This window comes from Pseudomonas sp. 2725 (assembly GCF_050434585.1).
GTDB classification, from domain to species: Bacteria; Pseudomonadota; Gammaproteobacteria; order Pseudomonadales; family Pseudomonadaceae; genus Aquipseudomonas; species Aquipseudomonas jessenii.
On the sequence record NZ_JBNDIV010000012.1, the window covers coordinates 45,413 to 60,747 of the forward strand.

The window sequence follows — 15,335 nt, forward strand, 5'->3', positions numbered from 1 at the left end:
GGTAATCAGAAGGGAATTGGTTACAGGACCATCGCAGCTACCCAGCCAAACGCCAGCAACGGCAGGTTGTAATGCAGGAAGGTCGGGACCACGGTGTCCCAGATGTGATGGTGCTGGCCGTCGATGTTCAGGCCGGAAGTCGGGCCCAGGGTCGAGTCGGAAGCCGGTGAACCGGCGTCACCCAGGGCACCGGCCGTGCCGACGATGCACACGATCGCCAACGGGCTGAAGCCCAGTTGCACGCACAGCGGCACGAAGATCGCCGCCAGGATCGGCACGGTGGAGAACGATGAGCCGATGCCCATGGTCACCAGCAACCCCACCAGCAACATCAGCAAGGCGCCAATGCCTTTGCTGTGATCGATGTACGACGCCGACGACTCGACCAGCGTCTGCACCTCACCGGTGGCCTTCATCACTTCGGCAAACCCGGAGGCGGCGATCATGATGAAGCCGATCATCGCCATCATTTTCATGCCTTCGGTGAACAGGTCGTCGGTGTCACGCCATTTGACAATGCCCGACACCGAGAAGATCAGGAAGCCGACCAGCGCACCGATGATCATCGAATCGAGCAACAACTGAATGATGAACGCCGCCGCGATGGCCACGCCGGCCACCATCAGGCTCAGCGGGTTGTATTGCACCGCCACTTGCTCGACCTGTTCGATCTTCGCCAGGTCGTAGACACGCTTCTTGCGGTAGCTGACAAACGCGATCAGCAGGCCCGCCACCATGCCCAGGGCCGGAATGCCCATGGCGTGGGTCACGTTGATGCCGCTGATGTCCACGCCGCTGCGGGCGACGTTGGCCAGCAGGATCTCATTGAGGAAGATGTTGCCGAAGCCCACCGGCAGGAACATGTAGGGCGTGATCAGGCCGAAGGTCATGACGCAGGCGATCAGTCGACGGTCCAGTTGCAGCTTGGTCAGCACATAAAGAAGCGGCGGCACCAGCAACGGAATAAACGCGATATGTATCGGCAAGATGTTCTGCGAGGCGATGGCCACGACCCAAAGCAGGCCAATCAGCAGCCATTTGACCTGGCCACCGCCGCTGGCGTGCTGGCGGTCGACCATTGCCAGGGCCTTGTCGGCCAGCGCATGGGCCATGCCGGACTTGGCAATGGCCACGGCGAAAGCGCCGAGCAAGGCGTAGGACAACGCCACCGTCGCCCCGCCACCGAGGCCGCTGTTGAAAGCCTTGAGCGTCGCCTCGATTCCCAGGCCACCGGTCAAGCCACCGACCAGCGCACCGACGATCAAGGCGATCACCACATGCACGCGGGACAGGCTGAGGATCAGCATGATGCCGACCGCGGCAATTACTGCATTCATTTCATTACCTCGATACAAACGAAAAGACTCCGTCCGGCAGTCTGCGAAGAGCCACCAGCGGATTAAGGAATGGGTTTTATTAGAGGGCGCGCACTGTGCCGCAGCGTCACCTCCTTGTCAAAGCACCTCGACGCTGTCGATATGTAACGACATGTCATGACCTGTAGGAGCGAGCTAGCTCGCGATGCACCTGAGAGCACCGGGGGGGATCAGGTTTCCATCGTCATCGTTGACGACCATCGCGAGCATGCTCGCTCCTACAGGGGGGAAGTGTTTGATCGCCGATAGACGGGATAAAGAAACCAAAATCCCGGCCGTTACAGTGCAAAGTCTCAGATATTTATCGAATAAGGACGTCTCCATGTCGCTCAGACAACTTTCCATTCAATGGAAAATCACCCTGCTGGCCGGGCTGTGCCTGGCGGGCATCGTGACCCTGCTGGTGGGTCTTTCGCTGTACCGCATGGAGCACAGCTCCGAGCTGGTGAAAGCCTCGAGCATGGAGATGCTGACAGAGGCGGCCCAGGCCCGGATCGAGTCCCAGGGCGAAAACCAGGCGCTGGGGATACGCCAGCAGTTCATGGACGCCTATCAGTACGGCCACGGCTTCTCCCGGCAGGTGCTGTTCCTGCGTGACCAGGCCGAGAAGCGCTTTCTCGATGCCTTCGACCTGCGCGAAGACCTGACCCGCCAGGTCAAGTCAGCCCTGCAAGCCAACCCGGACCTGCTCGGCCTGTCCCTGGTGTTCGAGCCCAATGGGCTGGACGGCAAGGACGAACTGTTCACCGGTCAGGCCGAGCTTGGCAGCAACGACAAGGGTCGTTTCGCCCTCTACTGGTCGCAGCCGACGCCGGGCAAGGTAACGTCCATGGCGCTGCCGGAAAAGGACATGGCCGACACCAGCACCGGCCCCAGCGGCGAAGCGGCCAACGCCTGGTTCACCTGCCCGCGCACCACGCTCAAGCCGTGCGTGATCGAACCTTACTTCTATGAGATCGACGGTCAGAACGTGCTGATGACCAGCATCGTTTTCCCACTGATGGTCAACGGCAAGGTGATCGCCTCGCTGTCCGTGGACATCAACCTCAACAGCCTGCAAGCGGTCAGCCTGGGCGCGAGCAAGAAGCTCTATGACGGCCAGACCAGCGTCAGCATCATCAGCCCGGCCGGCCTGCTCGCCGGCTACAGCCCGGACGCCGGCAAACTCAGCCAGCGCCTGGATGCCGTGGATAAGGCCAATGGCGCCGAACTGCTGCGCATTCTCGCCGCCAGCAGCAAAACCGCCAGCCTGCACAGCCATCAGCAACTGAAAGTGCTGGCACCCTTCCAGCCGATTCCCGACGGTAAATCCTGGGGCGTGCTGCTCGACGTGCCGGAGAAAGTCCTGGTCGGCCCGGCCGAAGCCCTGAAAAAGCAACTCGACGACAGCAACACCGCTGGTACCCTGGTCGAGCTCGGCCTGGGGGTGCTCGCCGCGCTGCTCGGTCTGCTGCTGGTGTGGCTGATGGCCCGCAGCGTCACCCGACCGATCCTCGGCGTGGCGCACATGCTCGAAGACATCGCCAGCGGCGAAGGTGACCTCACCCGCCGCCTGGCCTACGACAAGCAGGATGAACTGGGCCAATTGGCCGGCTGGTTCAACCGTTTCCTCGACAAGCTGCAACCGATCATTGCCGAAGTGAAGCGCTCGGTGCAGGACGCCCGCAGCACCGCGGATCAGTCGTCCGTCATCGCCGCACAGACCAGCGCCGGCATGGAGCAGCAGTACCGCCAGGTGGACCAGGTGGCGACCGCCTCCCATGAAATGAGCGCCACCGCCCAGGACGTCGCCCGCAGCGCCGCGCAGGCGGCCCACGCCGCCCGCGATGCCGATCAGGCGACCCGTCAGGGCCTGACCGTGATCGACCGCACCACCGCCAGCATCGACAACCTCGCCGCCGACATGAGCACGGCCATGGTTCAGGTCGAAGGTCTGGCCGCCAACAGCGAGAAGATCGGCACCGTACTGGAAGTGATCCGTGCGATTGCCGAGCAGACCAACCTGCTGGCCCTCAACGCCGCGATCGAAGCGGCCCGTGCCGGTGAGGCCGGGCGCGGGTTTGCCGTGGTGGCCGATGAAGTGCGCAACCTGGCGCGGCGTACCCAGGAGTCCGTGGAAGAAACCCGTCTGGTGATCGAACAACTGCAAAACGGCACCCAGGAGGTGGTGGGTTCGATGAACAACAGCCATCGTCAGGCCCAGGGCAGTGTCGAGCAGGTTGGCCAGGCCGTGACGGCGCTGCGCCAGATCGGTGACGCGGTGACCGTGATCAACGACATGAATATGCAGATCGCCAGTGCCGCCGAAGAGCAAAGCGCGGTGGCCGAGGAGATCAACAACAACGTGGCGACCATCCGCGACGTGACCGAGTCGCTGTCGGGCCAGGCCAATGAATCGGCGCGGGTCAGCCAGTCGCTCAATAGCCTGGCGAACCAGCAGCAGAGCCTGATGGATCAGTTCCGCGTTTAAGCCCGGCAACATCCCCTGTGGGAGCGGGCTTGCTCGCGAAAGCGGTGTATCAGACACATAGATGTTGAATGTGCCGACGCCTTCGCGAGCAAGCCCGCTCCCACATTTGTTTCTGCACCCACTCATCAAATGATGGCAAGTGGATATCTGCCGCATGCCGATTATGCTTCATGGAACCTTGCAGCGCCTTCGGGCGTCAATCTGAATGCAAGCCACGTAATCCAATGACTTCAGCCCCAGGGCCTGGGTACGGTAAGTGTTGGTGGGAACTCCGGCCTACAACAAGAGCAAGACGGAGAATACTCATGGCAGCAATCGACAATGCAACCACGGGCAGCACGCCCAACCGCGGGCTCACCCGGGAGGAGCGCAAGGTCATCTTCGCCTCGTCCCTGGGCACCGTGTTCGAATGGTACGACTTCTACCTGTACGGCTCCCTCGCGGCGATCATCGCCAAGCACTTCTTCGCCGGTGTCAACGAAACGACGTCCTTCATCTTCGCCCTGCTCGCCTTCGCCGCCGGCTTCGCCGTGCGGCCCTTCGGCGCCATCGTGTTCGGCCGGTTGGGCGACATGATCGGGCGCAAGCACACGTTCCTCATCACCATCGTGATCATGGGTATTTCCACGGCCGTGGTGGGTTTGCTGCCCGGCTATGCGACCATCGGCGTCGCCGCGCCGATCATCCTGATCAGCCTGCGCCTGTTGCAAGGCCTGGCGCTGGGCGGTGAGTACGGCGGCGCAGCGACCTACGTGGCCGAACATGCCCCCAAGGGCAAACGCGGCTACTTCACCTCGTGGATTCAGACCACCGCAACCCTCGGCCTGTTTCTGTCACTGCTGGTGATCCTCGCCTGCCGTACCGCGCTGGGCACTGAAGCCTTCGAAGCCTGGGGCTGGCGGATTCCGTTCCTGCTGTCGATCCTGCTGCTGATTATCTCGGTGTACATCCGCTTGCAGCTCAACGAGTCGCCGGTGTTTGTGAAAATGAAGGCCGAAGGCAAGTCTTCCAAGGCGCCGCTGACTGAATCTTTCGCACGCTGGGAGAACCTGAAGATCGTGATCATGGCCCTGCTCGGCGGCACCGCCGGCCAGGCCGTGGTCTGGTACACCGGGCAATTCTATGCGCTGTTCTTCCTGTTGCAGACGCTGAAGATCGAACCGCAAACCGCGAACCTGCTGATTGCCGGCTCCCTGTTGATCGGCACGCCGTTCTTCGTCATTTTCGGCAGCCTGTCCGACCGTATCGGGCGCAAGGGCATCATCATGGCGGGCTGTATCATCGCGGCACTGACTTACTTCCCGATCTTCCACGCGCTGACCCAATACGGTAACCCCGACGTGTTCATCGCGCAGGAGAAGAATCCGGTCACGGTCGTCGCCAATCCCGCCCAGTGTTCGTTCCAGTTCGACCCGGTGGGCAAGGCCAAATTCACCAGTTCCTGTGACTTGGCCAAGACCGTGCTGGCCAAAAGGGCCATCCCTTACAAGAACGCGGACGCCGAGCCGGGCGCCGTTGCGCAGGTGCGCATTGGCGATAAAGTGATCGAGAGCTTCGAGGGTACTGGCATGCCGGCCGCCGACTTCAAGGCCAAGAACGACGCCTTTGCCGCCACCCTCGCCACCGCCCTCAAGGACGCCGGCTACCCCGAAAAGGCCGACCCGGCCAAGACCAACTACCCGATGGTGTTGCTACTGCTGACGATCCTGGTGATCTACGTGACCATGGTCTACGGGCCGATTGCCGCCTGGCTGGTGGAACTGTTCCCGGCACGCATTCGCTACACCTCGATGTCGCTTCCCTACCACATCGGCAATGGCTGGTTTGGTGGCTTCCTGCCGACGGTGGCGTTCGCCATGGTGGCGGCCACGGGGGATATCTACTACGGGCTGTGGTATCCGATTGTCATCGCGGTGATGACGGCGGTGCTGGGTATTTTCTTCATGCCGGAAACCAAGGATCGGGAGATTCATCACACATAAACCTGACACCTCACCCTGTGGAACCGGGTGTACTCATAATCGGCGGCCATGAAAAACCACTGTGGGAGCGAGCTTGCTCGCGATAGCGTCAGCACATTCAACATCAATGTGTCAGACAGATTGCCATCGCGAGCAAGCTCGCTCCCACAGGGTTCCTGGTGTGACTTCAAGTATGTTTAGGCAACTCGATGACGACCTTCAGCCCGCCCCATTCGCTTTCCAGCAACGACAGTTTGCCACCCCAGCTATCGACAATGTCGCGCACGATGCCCAGCCCCAAACCATGCCCATGGGTTTGCTCATCCAGCCGCGTTCCTCGGCCGAACACCTGATCGCGACGCTCTTCGGGAATGCCCGGGCCGTCATCTTCCACGTTGAGTTCAAAGCCCTCTGCAGTCTCGGCCACACTCAGGCGAACCTCGGCATCCGCCCACTTGCAGGCGTTATCCAGCAGATTGCCCAACAGTTCCAGCAGGTCTTCGCGATCCCAGGGCAATTGCAGGCCGGTGGGTGCGCGGTAGCTCAGCGCCAGGTGTTCGCCATGGATCATGTTCAGGGTGGCCAGCAACCCGGGGAGTTGCGCATCGCAATCAAACAGTGCGCCCGGCAACGCATCGCCGGACAACCGCGCACGATTGAGTTCCCGATTGAGCCGTTGCTGGACTTGCTCCAGTTGCTCCTTGAGGACCTTGCGCAATTGCGGGTGCGCGTCGAGTTGCTCGCTTGAAGCCAGGCTCAACAGCACCGCCAGCGGAGTTTTCAAGGCGTGGCCGAGGTTGCCCAGGGCATTGCGTGAGCGCTTGAGGCTGTCCTCGGTATGGGCCAGCAAATGGTTGATCTGCGCCACCAGTGGTTCCAGTTCCACCGGCACCTGATCATCGAGTTGCGAACGCTGGCCCTGCTGAAGCTGCGCAATCTGCTCGCGGGCCTGCTCCAGCGGACGCAAGGCCCGGCGCACGGTAATCCGTTGCAGCAGCAGAATCAGCAGCAGCGCCGTCAAACCGAGGCCAAACCCGAGCTGTTGCATGCGCCGGAAGCTTTCGCGAATTGGCGTGTAGTCCTCGGCGACGCTGATGGAGATCGGCAACCCCGAACGTCGATAGTCCGTACGCAGCACCAGTAACTGTTGCCCTTCCGGACCCAGTTGCAAGTTGCCATGCAGGCCGGGGTGATCGAGCACCGGCAGTTCCTGATCCCATAAAGAACGGGAACGCCAATGACCGTCGGCGAAATCGATGCGGAAATAATGCCCGGAGAACGGCCGTTGATAAGCCGGTGACAGGCGTCGCTCATCCAGTTGCAAGCCTTGCGGCCCGCGCACCAGTGCCGCCAGCAGGTTCTCGCTGTCATTGCGCAACCCGGCTTCGAGGTAGCGCTGCAACCCCAATTCGAACAGCCACAGGCTGGTTTGCGCCAGCACCAGGCCAACGACCACCATCACGCTGATCAGGCCCAGGCTCAAGCGGCGCTGGATCGATCTCACCGGGTTTGCCCGCCGAACAGATAACCCTGGCCGCGACGGGTTTCAATCACACTTTTGCCGAGCTTGCGGCGCAAGTGGTTGACGTGGACTTCCAGCACATTGGAATCGCGCTCGGTTTCACCGTCGTAGAGGTGTTCGGCGAGGTGGCTTTTGGAGAGGATCTGCTCGGGGTGCAGCATGAAATAACGCAACAGGCGAAACTCCGCGGCGGTCAGTTGAATGTCCGCGCCGTCGCGCACAACGCACTGGCGACCTTCGTCCAGATGCAACCCGGCAGCCTTGAGCGTTGGCTGGTTGACCTGGCCATGGGAGCGGCGCAACAACGCCTGGATGCGCAAAAACAACTCTTCGGGATGGAATGGCTTGGTCAGGTAGTCGTCGGCGCCGGCCTTGAGGCCTTCGATGCGTTCGGCCCAGGAGTCTCGGGCCGTCAGGATCAGCACCGGCGTGGCCAGCCCCGCCGCGCGCCATTGCGCCAGCACCTCAAGCCCCGGCACGCCGGGCAAACCGAGGTCGAGGATGATCAGGTCGTAAGGCTCGGTGCTGCCCTGATGTACCGCATCGCGACCATCGGCCAGCCAGTCCACCGCATACCCCTGGCGATTGAGGCCGGCCAGCAGTTCGTCGGCCAGGGGCACATGGTCTTCCACCAGGAGCAAACGCATGGATCAGTCTTCCTTGTCTTTGAGTAAACGGCCGGTGGTGGCGTCGATGCCCAGTTCGCGGACCACGCCCTCAGGGGTCAGCAGCTCGACTTCATAAATGTAGACGTCGTGTTTTTCTTCGAGCTCGGCTTCCAGCAGCTTCGCACCGGGGTAGTGATCCATCGCCTGCTGCAGCAGTTGCTCCAGCGGCAGGATCACGCCCTGTTGACGCAGGCTCAAGGCCTCATCCTGATCCAGGTCGCGGGCCAACACTGCCGAGCAAAATGCCAGAAGCAACAGCGCCATCCGGCTACCGGTGCATCGCTTGAATAAAAACACCTTCATTACGAATCCTGATGATCCTTGAGAACCTGCCCGCTGACAGCGTCTAATTCCACATCCCAGTCGATCCCCTGGGGATCGCGCAGCTCGACCTTGTACAGGTATTTGCCATAACGCTGTTCCAGCTCGGTTTCACTGACGGTGGAACCCGGATGCCTGGCCACCGCGTTGGCATTGAGTGTCTCGAACGACACAATGGTACCAGCGTCGCGCAATCTCAGCGCTTCATCCGGGCCAAGTTCCCGGGCGTGGGCGGGGCTTGCGGTCATGCCGAGGATCGACGCGGTGAACAGGGTGGTCAGGGTTTTCATGGGTGTCTCCGTATTTCTTCAGGTGCTGCCTGTGGGTGCCACCTTAACCGGATGAACTTAATTGAAACTGAATTGCCATCATTGGCAACACCGCAAATGCCCTGTGGGAGCGGGCTTGCTCGCGAAGAGGCCGTGTCAGTCGCCATCCATGTTGACGGTCACACCGCTTTCGCGAGCAAGCCCGCTCCCACATAATCTGCCCGCTGAACAGACTTCGAGACTTTAATGACCGCCATCCACATCAAGTTCCCTTCCCTGACCCTCAAGGCCGGTCCAGGTGCCTTTGCGCGCATTCGTGACAGCGGCTTGAACGCCGCCGACGTCGGCACCTTGCCTGGCGCGGCTGGCGGTCCGAAAGCGCTGGGGATTCAGGGTCTGGACCTGGCGCTGTTCGGCGAGTGGCTGCCGGCGGCACCGCGGGAACGCTCGCTGATTGGCGCATCGGTGGGTTCCTGGCGCTTCGCCAGCGCCTGCCTGCCGGACGCTGCCGAGGGCATCCGGCGTCTCGGGCAGCTCTACACCGAGCAACACTTTGCCAAGGGCGTGACCATGGCGCAGATCAGCCAGAGCTCACAGCGCATGCTCAATGACCTGCTCGACGGTCGCGATGCCTCGATCCTCGACAACAACCATTACCGCCTGAACATCATGGTGGTCAAAAGCCACGGCCTGCTGGCCGACGATCATCGCGGCCGCCTCGGGCTGGGCCTGTCGTCGGTCATCGCCGACAACCTGCGCGGCCGGGCGCGGCTGGCACGACACTTCGAACGCCTGATCATCCACGACCCGCGCCTGGCGCCGCCGGTCAATGCCTTGAATGACTTCCCGTCGCGCTTCGTCGCCCTCAATGCCGGCAACTTGCGCCAGGCCCTGCTGGCCTCGGGCTCGATCCCGATGGTGATGCAAGGCGTGCGCGATCTGCCGGGCGCCGGCGCCGGGACCTTCCGCGACGGCGGTCTGCTGGATTACCACCTGGACCTGCCCTACAGCGGCAACGACATCGTGCTGTACCCGCATTTCACCGACCGGGTGATTCCCGGCTGGTTCGACAAGACCCTGCCGTGGCGCCGCGCCTGCCCGGCTCGCTTGCAGAACGTGCTGTTGCTGGCGCCGTCGAAGGAGTACCTGGCGCGCCTGCCCTACGGCAAACTGCCGGACCGTAACGACTTCAAGCGTTTCATGGGCGACGCCCCGAGCCGGCAGAAATACTGGCGCACGACCATGGACGAAAGCCGCCGCCTGGGCGACGAATTCCTCGAACTGGCCGCCAACGGTCGCCTGGGCGAGCGCTTGCTGACCCTTTAGTCAGGACAAACTGGTAAACTCGCCACCTGCCCGAATCGCTGCGGCGAACGCCACCTGAACAGAGCTGAAGATACTGTGGAAATTTTCAAAGAGTTTACCTTCGAATCCGCCCACCGCCTGCCCCACGTACCGGACGGCCACAAGTGCGGGCGCCTGCACGGTCACTCGTTCAAAGTGGCAATCCACCTGAGCGGCGACCTCGACCCGCACACCGGCTGGATCCGCGATTTTTCGGAAATCAAAGAGATCTTCAAGCCGCTGTACGAGCGTCTGGACCACAACTACCTGAACGACATCCCTGGCCTGGAAAACCCGACCAGCGAAGTGCTGGCCAAGTTTATCTGGCAGGAGTTGAAGCCTCTGCTGCCGGAACTCAGCGCGATCCGTATCCACGAGACCTGCACCAGCGGTTGCATCTATCGCGGCGAATAAGCCGGCAGACAAATGCAGAACCCTGTGGGAGCGAGCTTGCTCGCGATGACGGCGCCACATTCAACATCGATGTGACTGACACAACGCCATCGCGAGCAAGCTCGCTCCCACAATGGAACAGCGTTTTGTCAGAGAAAAAGAAAACAGCCTTCATCGGCTGTTTTTTTATGCCTATGCTTTTTGCCTCGCACCCGCCAAGAGGACACACCTATGACTGACTGGCCACTGCCCCAGACCTATCGCTTCAAAGGGCACTCCGTGCGCTACGCCGTGCGCGGCGACGGCCCGCCGCTGGTGTTCGTGCATGGCACGCCCTTCTCCTCTTATGTCTGGCACCGGATTGCCCCGCACTTCATCACCACGCACCGGGTGCACTATTTCGATTTGCTGGGCTACGGGCAATCCGAGAAAGTTGATGGTGACGTGTCCCTGGGTGTGCAGAACGAATTGCTGACGCAGTTGCTGGATCATTGGGGCCTGGATCGCCCCGACGTGGTGGCCCATGACTTTGGCGGTGCCACGGCCCTGCGCGCGCACCTGCTCAACGGCAAGGATTACCGCAGCCTGACACTGATCGATCCGGTGGCGCTCACGCCCTGGGGTTCACCGTTCGTGCAGCATGTGCGCCAGCATGAAGCAGCCTTCAGCGGACTGCCCGATTACATCCAGCAAGCGATCGTGCCGGCTTACATCCGCGGGGCGATCAAGCGGAAAATCCCGGACCACGAACTCGCCCCCTATGTTCAGCCGTGGCTGGGAGAGCCGGGGCAAGCGGCGTTCTACCGGCAGATCGCGCAGATGAACGAGCGCTATACCTGCGAGGCCGAGGGCCTGTACTCGACGATCCGCTGCCCGGTGCAGATTCTCTGGGGTGAAGATGACCAGTGGATTCCCATCGAACGCGGGCGGGCCTTGCAGCAGATGATTCCCGGATCGCGGTTTTATCCGATTCCCAACGCCGGTCATCTGGTTCAGGAAGACGCGCCCGAAGCGGTAGTCGCGGCGCTGCTGCGGTTTTTGCCCCTGCAGTAATCCCCCAGAACAAACCCAATCCCATGTGGGAGCGGGCTTGCTCGCGAAAGCGGCAGTACATCCAGCATCTATGTAGCTGACACACCGTCTTCGCGAGCAAGTCGGATCGCCGCACCGCCGCTCCCACATTTGAACGGTGGTGATCAATGTCACTGGCGGGAATCGCCGCTGGCGAGCTAACGTAAGAGTATTGCCTAAACGATTCGCCAAAAGGATCTGCCCGATGCACATCATCAATGCCCGTCTGCGCAACCAGGAAGGCCTGCATGAGTTGAACCTGGAAAACGGCCTGATCAGCAGCATCGGCCGCCAGATCGAAGCCCCGACCCTGGGCCCTGACGATCTGGATGCCGGCGGCAACCTGGTGGTGCCGCCCTTTGTCGAGCCGCACATCCACCTCGACGCAACCCTGACCGCCGGCGAGCCGCGCTGGAACATGAGCGGCACGCTGTTCGAAGGCATCGAGTGCTGGGGCGAACGCAAGGCGACCATCACCCAGGAAGACACCAAGGCCCGGGCAAAGAAAACCATCCAGACCCTCGCCGCCCACGGCATCCAGCATGTGCGCACCCACGTCGACGTCACCGACCCGCAACTGACCGCGCTCAAGGCGATGCTCGAAGTACGCGAGGAAAGCCGGCACCTGGTCGACCTGCAAATCGTCGCATTCCCTCAGGAAGGCATCGAGTCCTACCGCAATGGCCGCGAATTGATGGAAGAAGCGATCCGCATGGGCGCCGACGTGGTAGGTGGCATTCCGCATTTCGAATACACCCGCGATCAGGGCGTCAGCTCGGTGAAGTTTCTCATGGACCTGGCCGAACGCAGCGGTTGCCTGGTAGATTTGCATTGCGACGAAACCGACGACCCGCATTCACGCTTTCTCGAAGTGCTCGCCGAAGAGGCCCGCAGCCGCGACATGGGTTCGCGAGTCACGGCCAGCCACACCACGGCCATGGGCTCCTACGACAACGCCTACTGCGCCAAACTGTTTCGCTTGCTCGGGCATTCGGGGATCAGCTTTGTCTCCTGCCCCACCGAAAGCATCCACCTGCAAGGTCGCTTCGACAGTTTCCCGAAACGCCGGGGCGTGACCCGGGTCAACGAGTTGCTGGAAGCAGGCATGAACGTGTGCTTCGGCCAGGACTCCATCGTCGATCCGTGGTACCCGCTGGGCAACGGCAACATTCTGCGGGTGCTCGAAGCCGGCCTGCACATCTGCCACATGCTCGGTTATCGCAACCTGCAAAGTGCGCTGGACCTGGTGACGGACAATAGCGCCCGAGCCATGAACCTCGGCGATCGCTATGGCCTGGAGCGCGGGCGACCGGCGAACCTGCTGATTCTGTCGGCGGAGAGTGATTACGAGATGATCCGCAGCCAGGGGTTGCCGCTGTACTCGGTGCGCGATGGCAAGGTCTTGATGAAGCGGACGATGCCGGTGGTGGAGTTCAGTGGGCTGGGCTGAAACTTGCGCTGACTGGACTGGCCTCATCGCGAGCAGGCTCGCTCCTACAGGGGTTTTATGTCGTTCACAAAACCTGTGGGAGCGAGCTTGCTCGCGATGGCTATCTAACTGTCAGCCAATCATTCGAGCCGTACCAAACAGACTGACCCGACTCAACTCCCCCAACTCTTCCGCCAGCAAGATCGGCGCCGTGCCACCCGGCATCGTCACCTTCACCTCCCCGGCGCTGACCCAACCTGCCCGCCAGGCCGCACAGGCCACCGCGCTGGCGCTGGTCCCCGACGACGCCGTCGGCCCCTCGCCCCGCTCGAATACCCGCGCGGCGATGTGTCCTTCGGATACGCGCATTGCCCATTGCAGGTTGATTCCCGCCGGACAAGGCTTGCCTGCGCCGACCGGCATGGCGTAGGCGATTCGCGTCAGCCCCTCACCCAGCGCCGGCTCGCGCATCTGCTCGTTGCTCGGCAGGTCCTCGGCACTTTCCACCAGCGTCACGCAATGGGGATTGCCGACCCGCGCGAACTGGCTGTGCGACCATGCACTATTGAGTGCCGACAATTGTTCAACGTGGCTGAGTTCGCGACCATTGAACATCGCCGCTTCAACCCCGTGAGCACTGACCGCCGACGGCCCGAATCCCGGCTGGCCCAGATCGAGCCAAAAACCCTTCACGTCCCCGACCTCTGCGGCTTTCACTGAAGTCTGCCCCGGCGAAGGCGAATCAGCCTTGTCGTGGTGAACCCTGAGCAGACAGGCTTCGTTCTGCGGCAACAGCCCTTGATCACTGAGGGCCTGGGAAAAAATCGTCAGCCCGTTGCCACTGCGCTCGGCCAGGGTACCGTCGGTGTTGACGATCAACAGATCAAAGGGAGGCGACGACTGAAACGGTCCGACCAGCAAACCGTCGCTGCGATGATCCTTGCTGCCGGACGGTTGAGTGCCTGGAGCCCAACTGCAGCAAGCCTCGATCGCGGCTGGCGCCCAGGCTTCAAGGGTTTGCGCTGCCTGGCTGGCCTGGTCGGGCAGGTCGATGCCCTGACGGCGCAGCTCTTCGGGCGTTACCACGATGTAAATGTTGCCCCGTGCATCGTACCTCTGCGCCATGGCGCCCTCCGTATGTCATTGGAATGGCTCAACATATCGCGAAAAACACTGGCGCTGTGCAACCATATCGCCCTGTTTGACCGTAAAACTTTCCGGGCACTGATCGAACCCTCACAGGCCGATCACTGTCCGTTGAGGACGCGACGCTTTTTGCCAAGGATTGTCATGACCAGCCTCAACAGCCAAACCACCTTCGTTCCCGGGCGTCTGGAACAGATGTCCACGCGCATCGCCTTTTTCATCGCCGGGGTCGGCATCGCCGCGTGGGCACCGCTGGTGCCCTATGCCAAGGTCCGGGCCGGACTGGATGAAGGCACCCTGGGATTGTTGCTGCTGTGCCTGGGGGTAGGTTCGATCCTGGCGATGCCGCTGGCCGGGATCCTGTCCACACGTTTCGGCTGCCGGCGGGTGACGGCCGGCGGGACCCTGCTGATCTGTGCCGCCCTGCCGCTGCTGGCGACGGTGTCGTCGATTCCGGCGCTGATCGCCGCATTGTTCATGTTCGGCGCGGGGCTCGGCACCGTGGATTCGACGGTCAACCTGCAAGCGGTGATCGTCGAGCGCGCCAGCGGCAAAAACATGATGTCGGGGTTCCATGGCCTGTTCAGCCTGGGCGGGATTGTCGGCGCGGCAGGCGTCAGCGGATTGCTTGGCCTGGGGATCTCCCCCCTGGGGGCCACGCTGGTGGTGATCGTGTTGCTGCTGATCGCGCTGGCCAAGGCCGTGCCGCATCTGTTGCCCTACGGCAGCGAGAGTTCGGGACCGGCGTTTGCGGTGCCCCATGGCATCGTCCTGTTCATTGGCGGCATGTGCTTCATCGTGTTCCTCGCCGAAGGCGCTGCGCTGGACTGGAGCGCGGTGTTCCTGACACAGGAACGTGGCATCGACACAGCGTATGCGGGGCTCGGTTATGCGGCGTTTGCCTTGACCATGACGGCCGGGCGTTTGACCGGTGACAAAATCGTACGGCGGTTGGGCGCGACGCGGGTGATTGTGTCCGGCGGGCTGACCGCCGCCGCAGGTTTGTTTCTGGCGACGTTCGCACCGAGCTGGGAGGCGGCGCTGGTGGGTTATGCGTTGCTGGGTGCCGGTTGCTCGAACATTGTGCCGATACTGTACACCGCGGTCGGCAAGCAGACGGTCATGCCCGAAAGCATCGCCGTGCCGGCCATTACCACCCTGGGTTATGCGGGCATCCTGGCAGGCCCCGCCGTCATCGGCTTCGTCGCCCATGGCAGCAGCTTGAGTTTCGCCTTTGCCCTGATGGCGGTGTTGCTGGTGGCGGTGGCCATTGGCGGGAGAGTGTTGAAGGTCTGAAAAGCATCGCGAGCAAGCTCGCTCCCACAGGGATCACACGGAACCTGTGGGAGCGAGCTTGCTCGCGAT

The 15,335-nt window shown here is 62.0% G+C and carries 12 protein-coding genes and 2 pseudogenes; 8 read left to right on the forward strand and 6 right to left on the reverse strand.

Translation table 11 applies throughout. The annotated features are described in order from the left end of the window. Positions 1–20 precede the first annotated feature (20 nt). Positions 21–1,337: a Na+/H+ antiporter family protein gene (locus ABIE16_RS27095; protein ID WP_056722503.1), complete on the reverse strand. Its 1,317-nt coding sequence runs from the start codon at positions 1,335–1,337 to the stop codon at positions 21–23. A 580-nt stretch (positions 1,338–1,917) separates the two neighbouring features. Here ABIE16_RS27095 and ABIE16_RS27100 point away from each other — a divergent pair. The 3 genes and pseudogenes from ABIE16_RS27100 to ABIE16_RS27110 form a co-directional block, all read left to right on the forward strand. After that, positions 1,918–2,988: pseudogene (locus tag ABIE16_RS27100) on the forward strand (HAMP domain-containing protein); the annotation flags it as partial. Positions 2,989–3,252: 264 nt separating this feature from the next. Then, positions 3,253–3,846, forward strand: a pseudogene (locus tag ABIE16_RS27105) (methyl-accepting chemotaxis protein); the annotation flags it as partial. A gap of 305 nt (positions 3,847–4,151) precedes the next feature. Beyond that, on the forward strand, positions 4,152–5,828 hold the full coding sequence (locus ABIE16_RS27110; RefSeq protein ID WP_218498108.1) for an MFS transporter: 1,677 nt from the start codon (positions 4,152–4,154) through the stop codon (positions 5,826–5,828). Between the two features lie 166 nt (positions 5,829–5,994). Here the strand turns inward: ABIE16_RS27110 and ABIE16_RS27115 are convergent, their stop codons facing one another. Genes ABIE16_RS27115 through ABIE16_RS27130 form a run of 4 tightly spaced genes read right to left on the reverse strand, consistent with a single transcriptional unit; the run spans position 5,995 to position 8,608 of the window. Continuing rightward, complete coding sequence (locus tag ABIE16_RS27115) at positions 5,995–7,311, reverse strand: sensor histidine kinase (protein WP_057714002.1); 1,317 nt, start codon at positions 7,309–7,311, stop codon at positions 5,995–5,997. Next, positions 7,308–7,976: a response regulator transcription factor gene (locus ABIE16_RS27120; protein WP_429522291.1), complete on the reverse strand. Its 669-nt coding sequence runs from the start codon at positions 7,974–7,976 to the stop codon at positions 7,308–7,310. Before ABIE16_RS27120 ends, ABIE16_RS27115 begins: the two co-directional genes overlap by 4 nt. A 3-nt stretch (positions 7,977–7,979) precedes the next feature. Next, positions 7,980–8,300 (reverse strand): PepSY domain-containing protein, encoded by a 321-nt coding sequence (locus tag ABIE16_RS27125; protein ID WP_090456822.1) that lies wholly within the window; start codon positions 8,298–8,300, stop codon positions 7,980–7,982. After that, entirely contained in the window at positions 8,300–8,608 is a 309-nt protein-coding gene (locus ABIE16_RS27130) for a PepSY domain-containing protein (RefSeq protein WP_429522292.1), read from the reverse strand. Before ABIE16_RS27130 ends, ABIE16_RS27125 begins: the two co-directional genes overlap by 1 nt. A 225-nt stretch (positions 8,609–8,833) precedes the next feature. Between ABIE16_RS27130 and ABIE16_RS27135 the strand changes: the two genes are divergently transcribed. The 4 genes from ABIE16_RS27135 to codA all read left to right on the forward strand — a co-directional run bounded on the left by ABIE16_RS27135 (position 8,834) and on the right by codA (position 12,845). Further along, positions 8,834–9,913 carry a patatin-like phospholipase family protein gene (locus tag ABIE16_RS27135; RefSeq protein WP_150814160.1) on the forward strand — a complete coding sequence of 360 codons (1,080 nt, stop codon included), beginning with the start codon at positions 8,834–8,836 and terminating at the stop codon, positions 9,911–9,913. A gap of 75 nt (positions 9,914–9,988) precedes the next feature. After that, positions 9,989–10,345, forward strand: a complete 357-nt coding sequence (queD, locus tag ABIE16_RS27140) for a 6-carboxytetrahydropterin synthase QueD (protein WP_008021670.1) — start codon at positions 9,989–9,991, stop codon at positions 10,343–10,345. Between the two features lie 210 nt (positions 10,346–10,555). Further along, the gene (locus tag ABIE16_RS27145) at positions 10,556–11,377 is read left to right on the forward strand and encodes an alpha/beta fold hydrolase (RefSeq protein WP_429522293.1); all 822 of its coding nucleotides are present in this window, start codon (positions 10,556–10,558) and stop codon (positions 11,375–11,377) included. Positions 11,378–11,600: 223 nt separating this feature from the next. After that, positions 11,601–12,845, forward strand: a complete 1,245-nt coding sequence (codA, locus tag ABIE16_RS27150; RefSeq protein WP_429522294.1) for a cytosine deaminase — start codon at positions 11,601–11,603, stop codon at positions 12,843–12,845. Between the two features lie 111 nt (positions 12,846–12,956). Here the strand turns inward: codA and ABIE16_RS27155 are convergent, their stop codons facing one another. Next, entirely contained in the window at positions 12,957–13,949 is a 993-nt protein-coding gene (locus ABIE16_RS27155; protein WP_429522295.1) for a diaminopimelate epimerase, read from the reverse strand. A 165-nt stretch (positions 13,950–14,114) separates the two neighbouring features. Here ABIE16_RS27155 and ABIE16_RS27160 point away from each other — a divergent pair, with 165 nt between their 5' ends. Beyond that, on the forward strand, positions 14,115–15,266 hold the full coding sequence (locus tag ABIE16_RS27160; protein ID WP_429522296.1) for an MFS transporter: 1,152 nt from the start codon (positions 14,115–14,117) through the stop codon (positions 15,264–15,266). Positions 15,267–15,335 lie beyond the last annotated feature (69 nt).

Excerpts from the sequence above, each read along its gene's own strand:
- ABIE16_RS27095 (WP_056722503.1), bottom strand. The coding sequence starts at position 1,337 with ATGAATGCAGTAATTGCCGCGGTCGGCATCATGCTGATCCTCAGCCTG.
- ABIE16_RS27110 (WP_218498108.1), top strand. The coding sequence starts at position 4,152 with ATGGCAGCAATCGACAATGCAACCACGGGCAGCACGCCCAACCGCGGG.
- ABIE16_RS27120 (WP_429522291.1), bottom strand. The coding sequence starts at position 7,976 with ATGCGTTTGCTCCTGGTGGAAGACCATGTGCCCCTGGCCGACGAACTG.
- ABIE16_RS27125 (WP_090456822.1), bottom strand. The coding sequence starts at position 8,300 with ATGAAGGTGTTTTTATTCAAGCGATGCACCGGTAGCCGGATGGCGCTG.
- ABIE16_RS27130 (WP_429522292.1), bottom strand. The coding sequence starts at position 8,608 with ATGAAAACCCTGACCACCCTGTTCACCGCGTCGATCCTCGGCATGACC.
- ABIE16_RS27135 (WP_150814160.1), top strand. The coding sequence starts at position 8,834 with ATGACCGCCATCCACATCAAGTTCCCTTCCCTGACCCTCAAGGCCGGT.
- ABIE16_RS27145 (WP_429522293.1), top strand. The coding sequence starts at position 10,556 with ATGACTGACTGGCCACTGCCCCAGACCTATCGCTTCAAAGGGCACTCC.
- codA (WP_429522294.1), top strand. The coding sequence starts at position 11,601 with ATGCACATCATCAATGCCCGTCTGCGCAACCAGGAAGGCCTGCATGAG.
- ABIE16_RS27155 (WP_429522295.1), bottom strand. The coding sequence starts at position 13,949 with ATGGCGCAGAGGTACGATGCACGGGGCAACATTTACATCGTGGTAACG.
- ABIE16_RS27160 (WP_429522296.1), top strand. The coding sequence starts at position 14,115 with ATGACCAGCCTCAACAGCCAAACCACCTTCGTTCCCGGGCGTCTGGAA.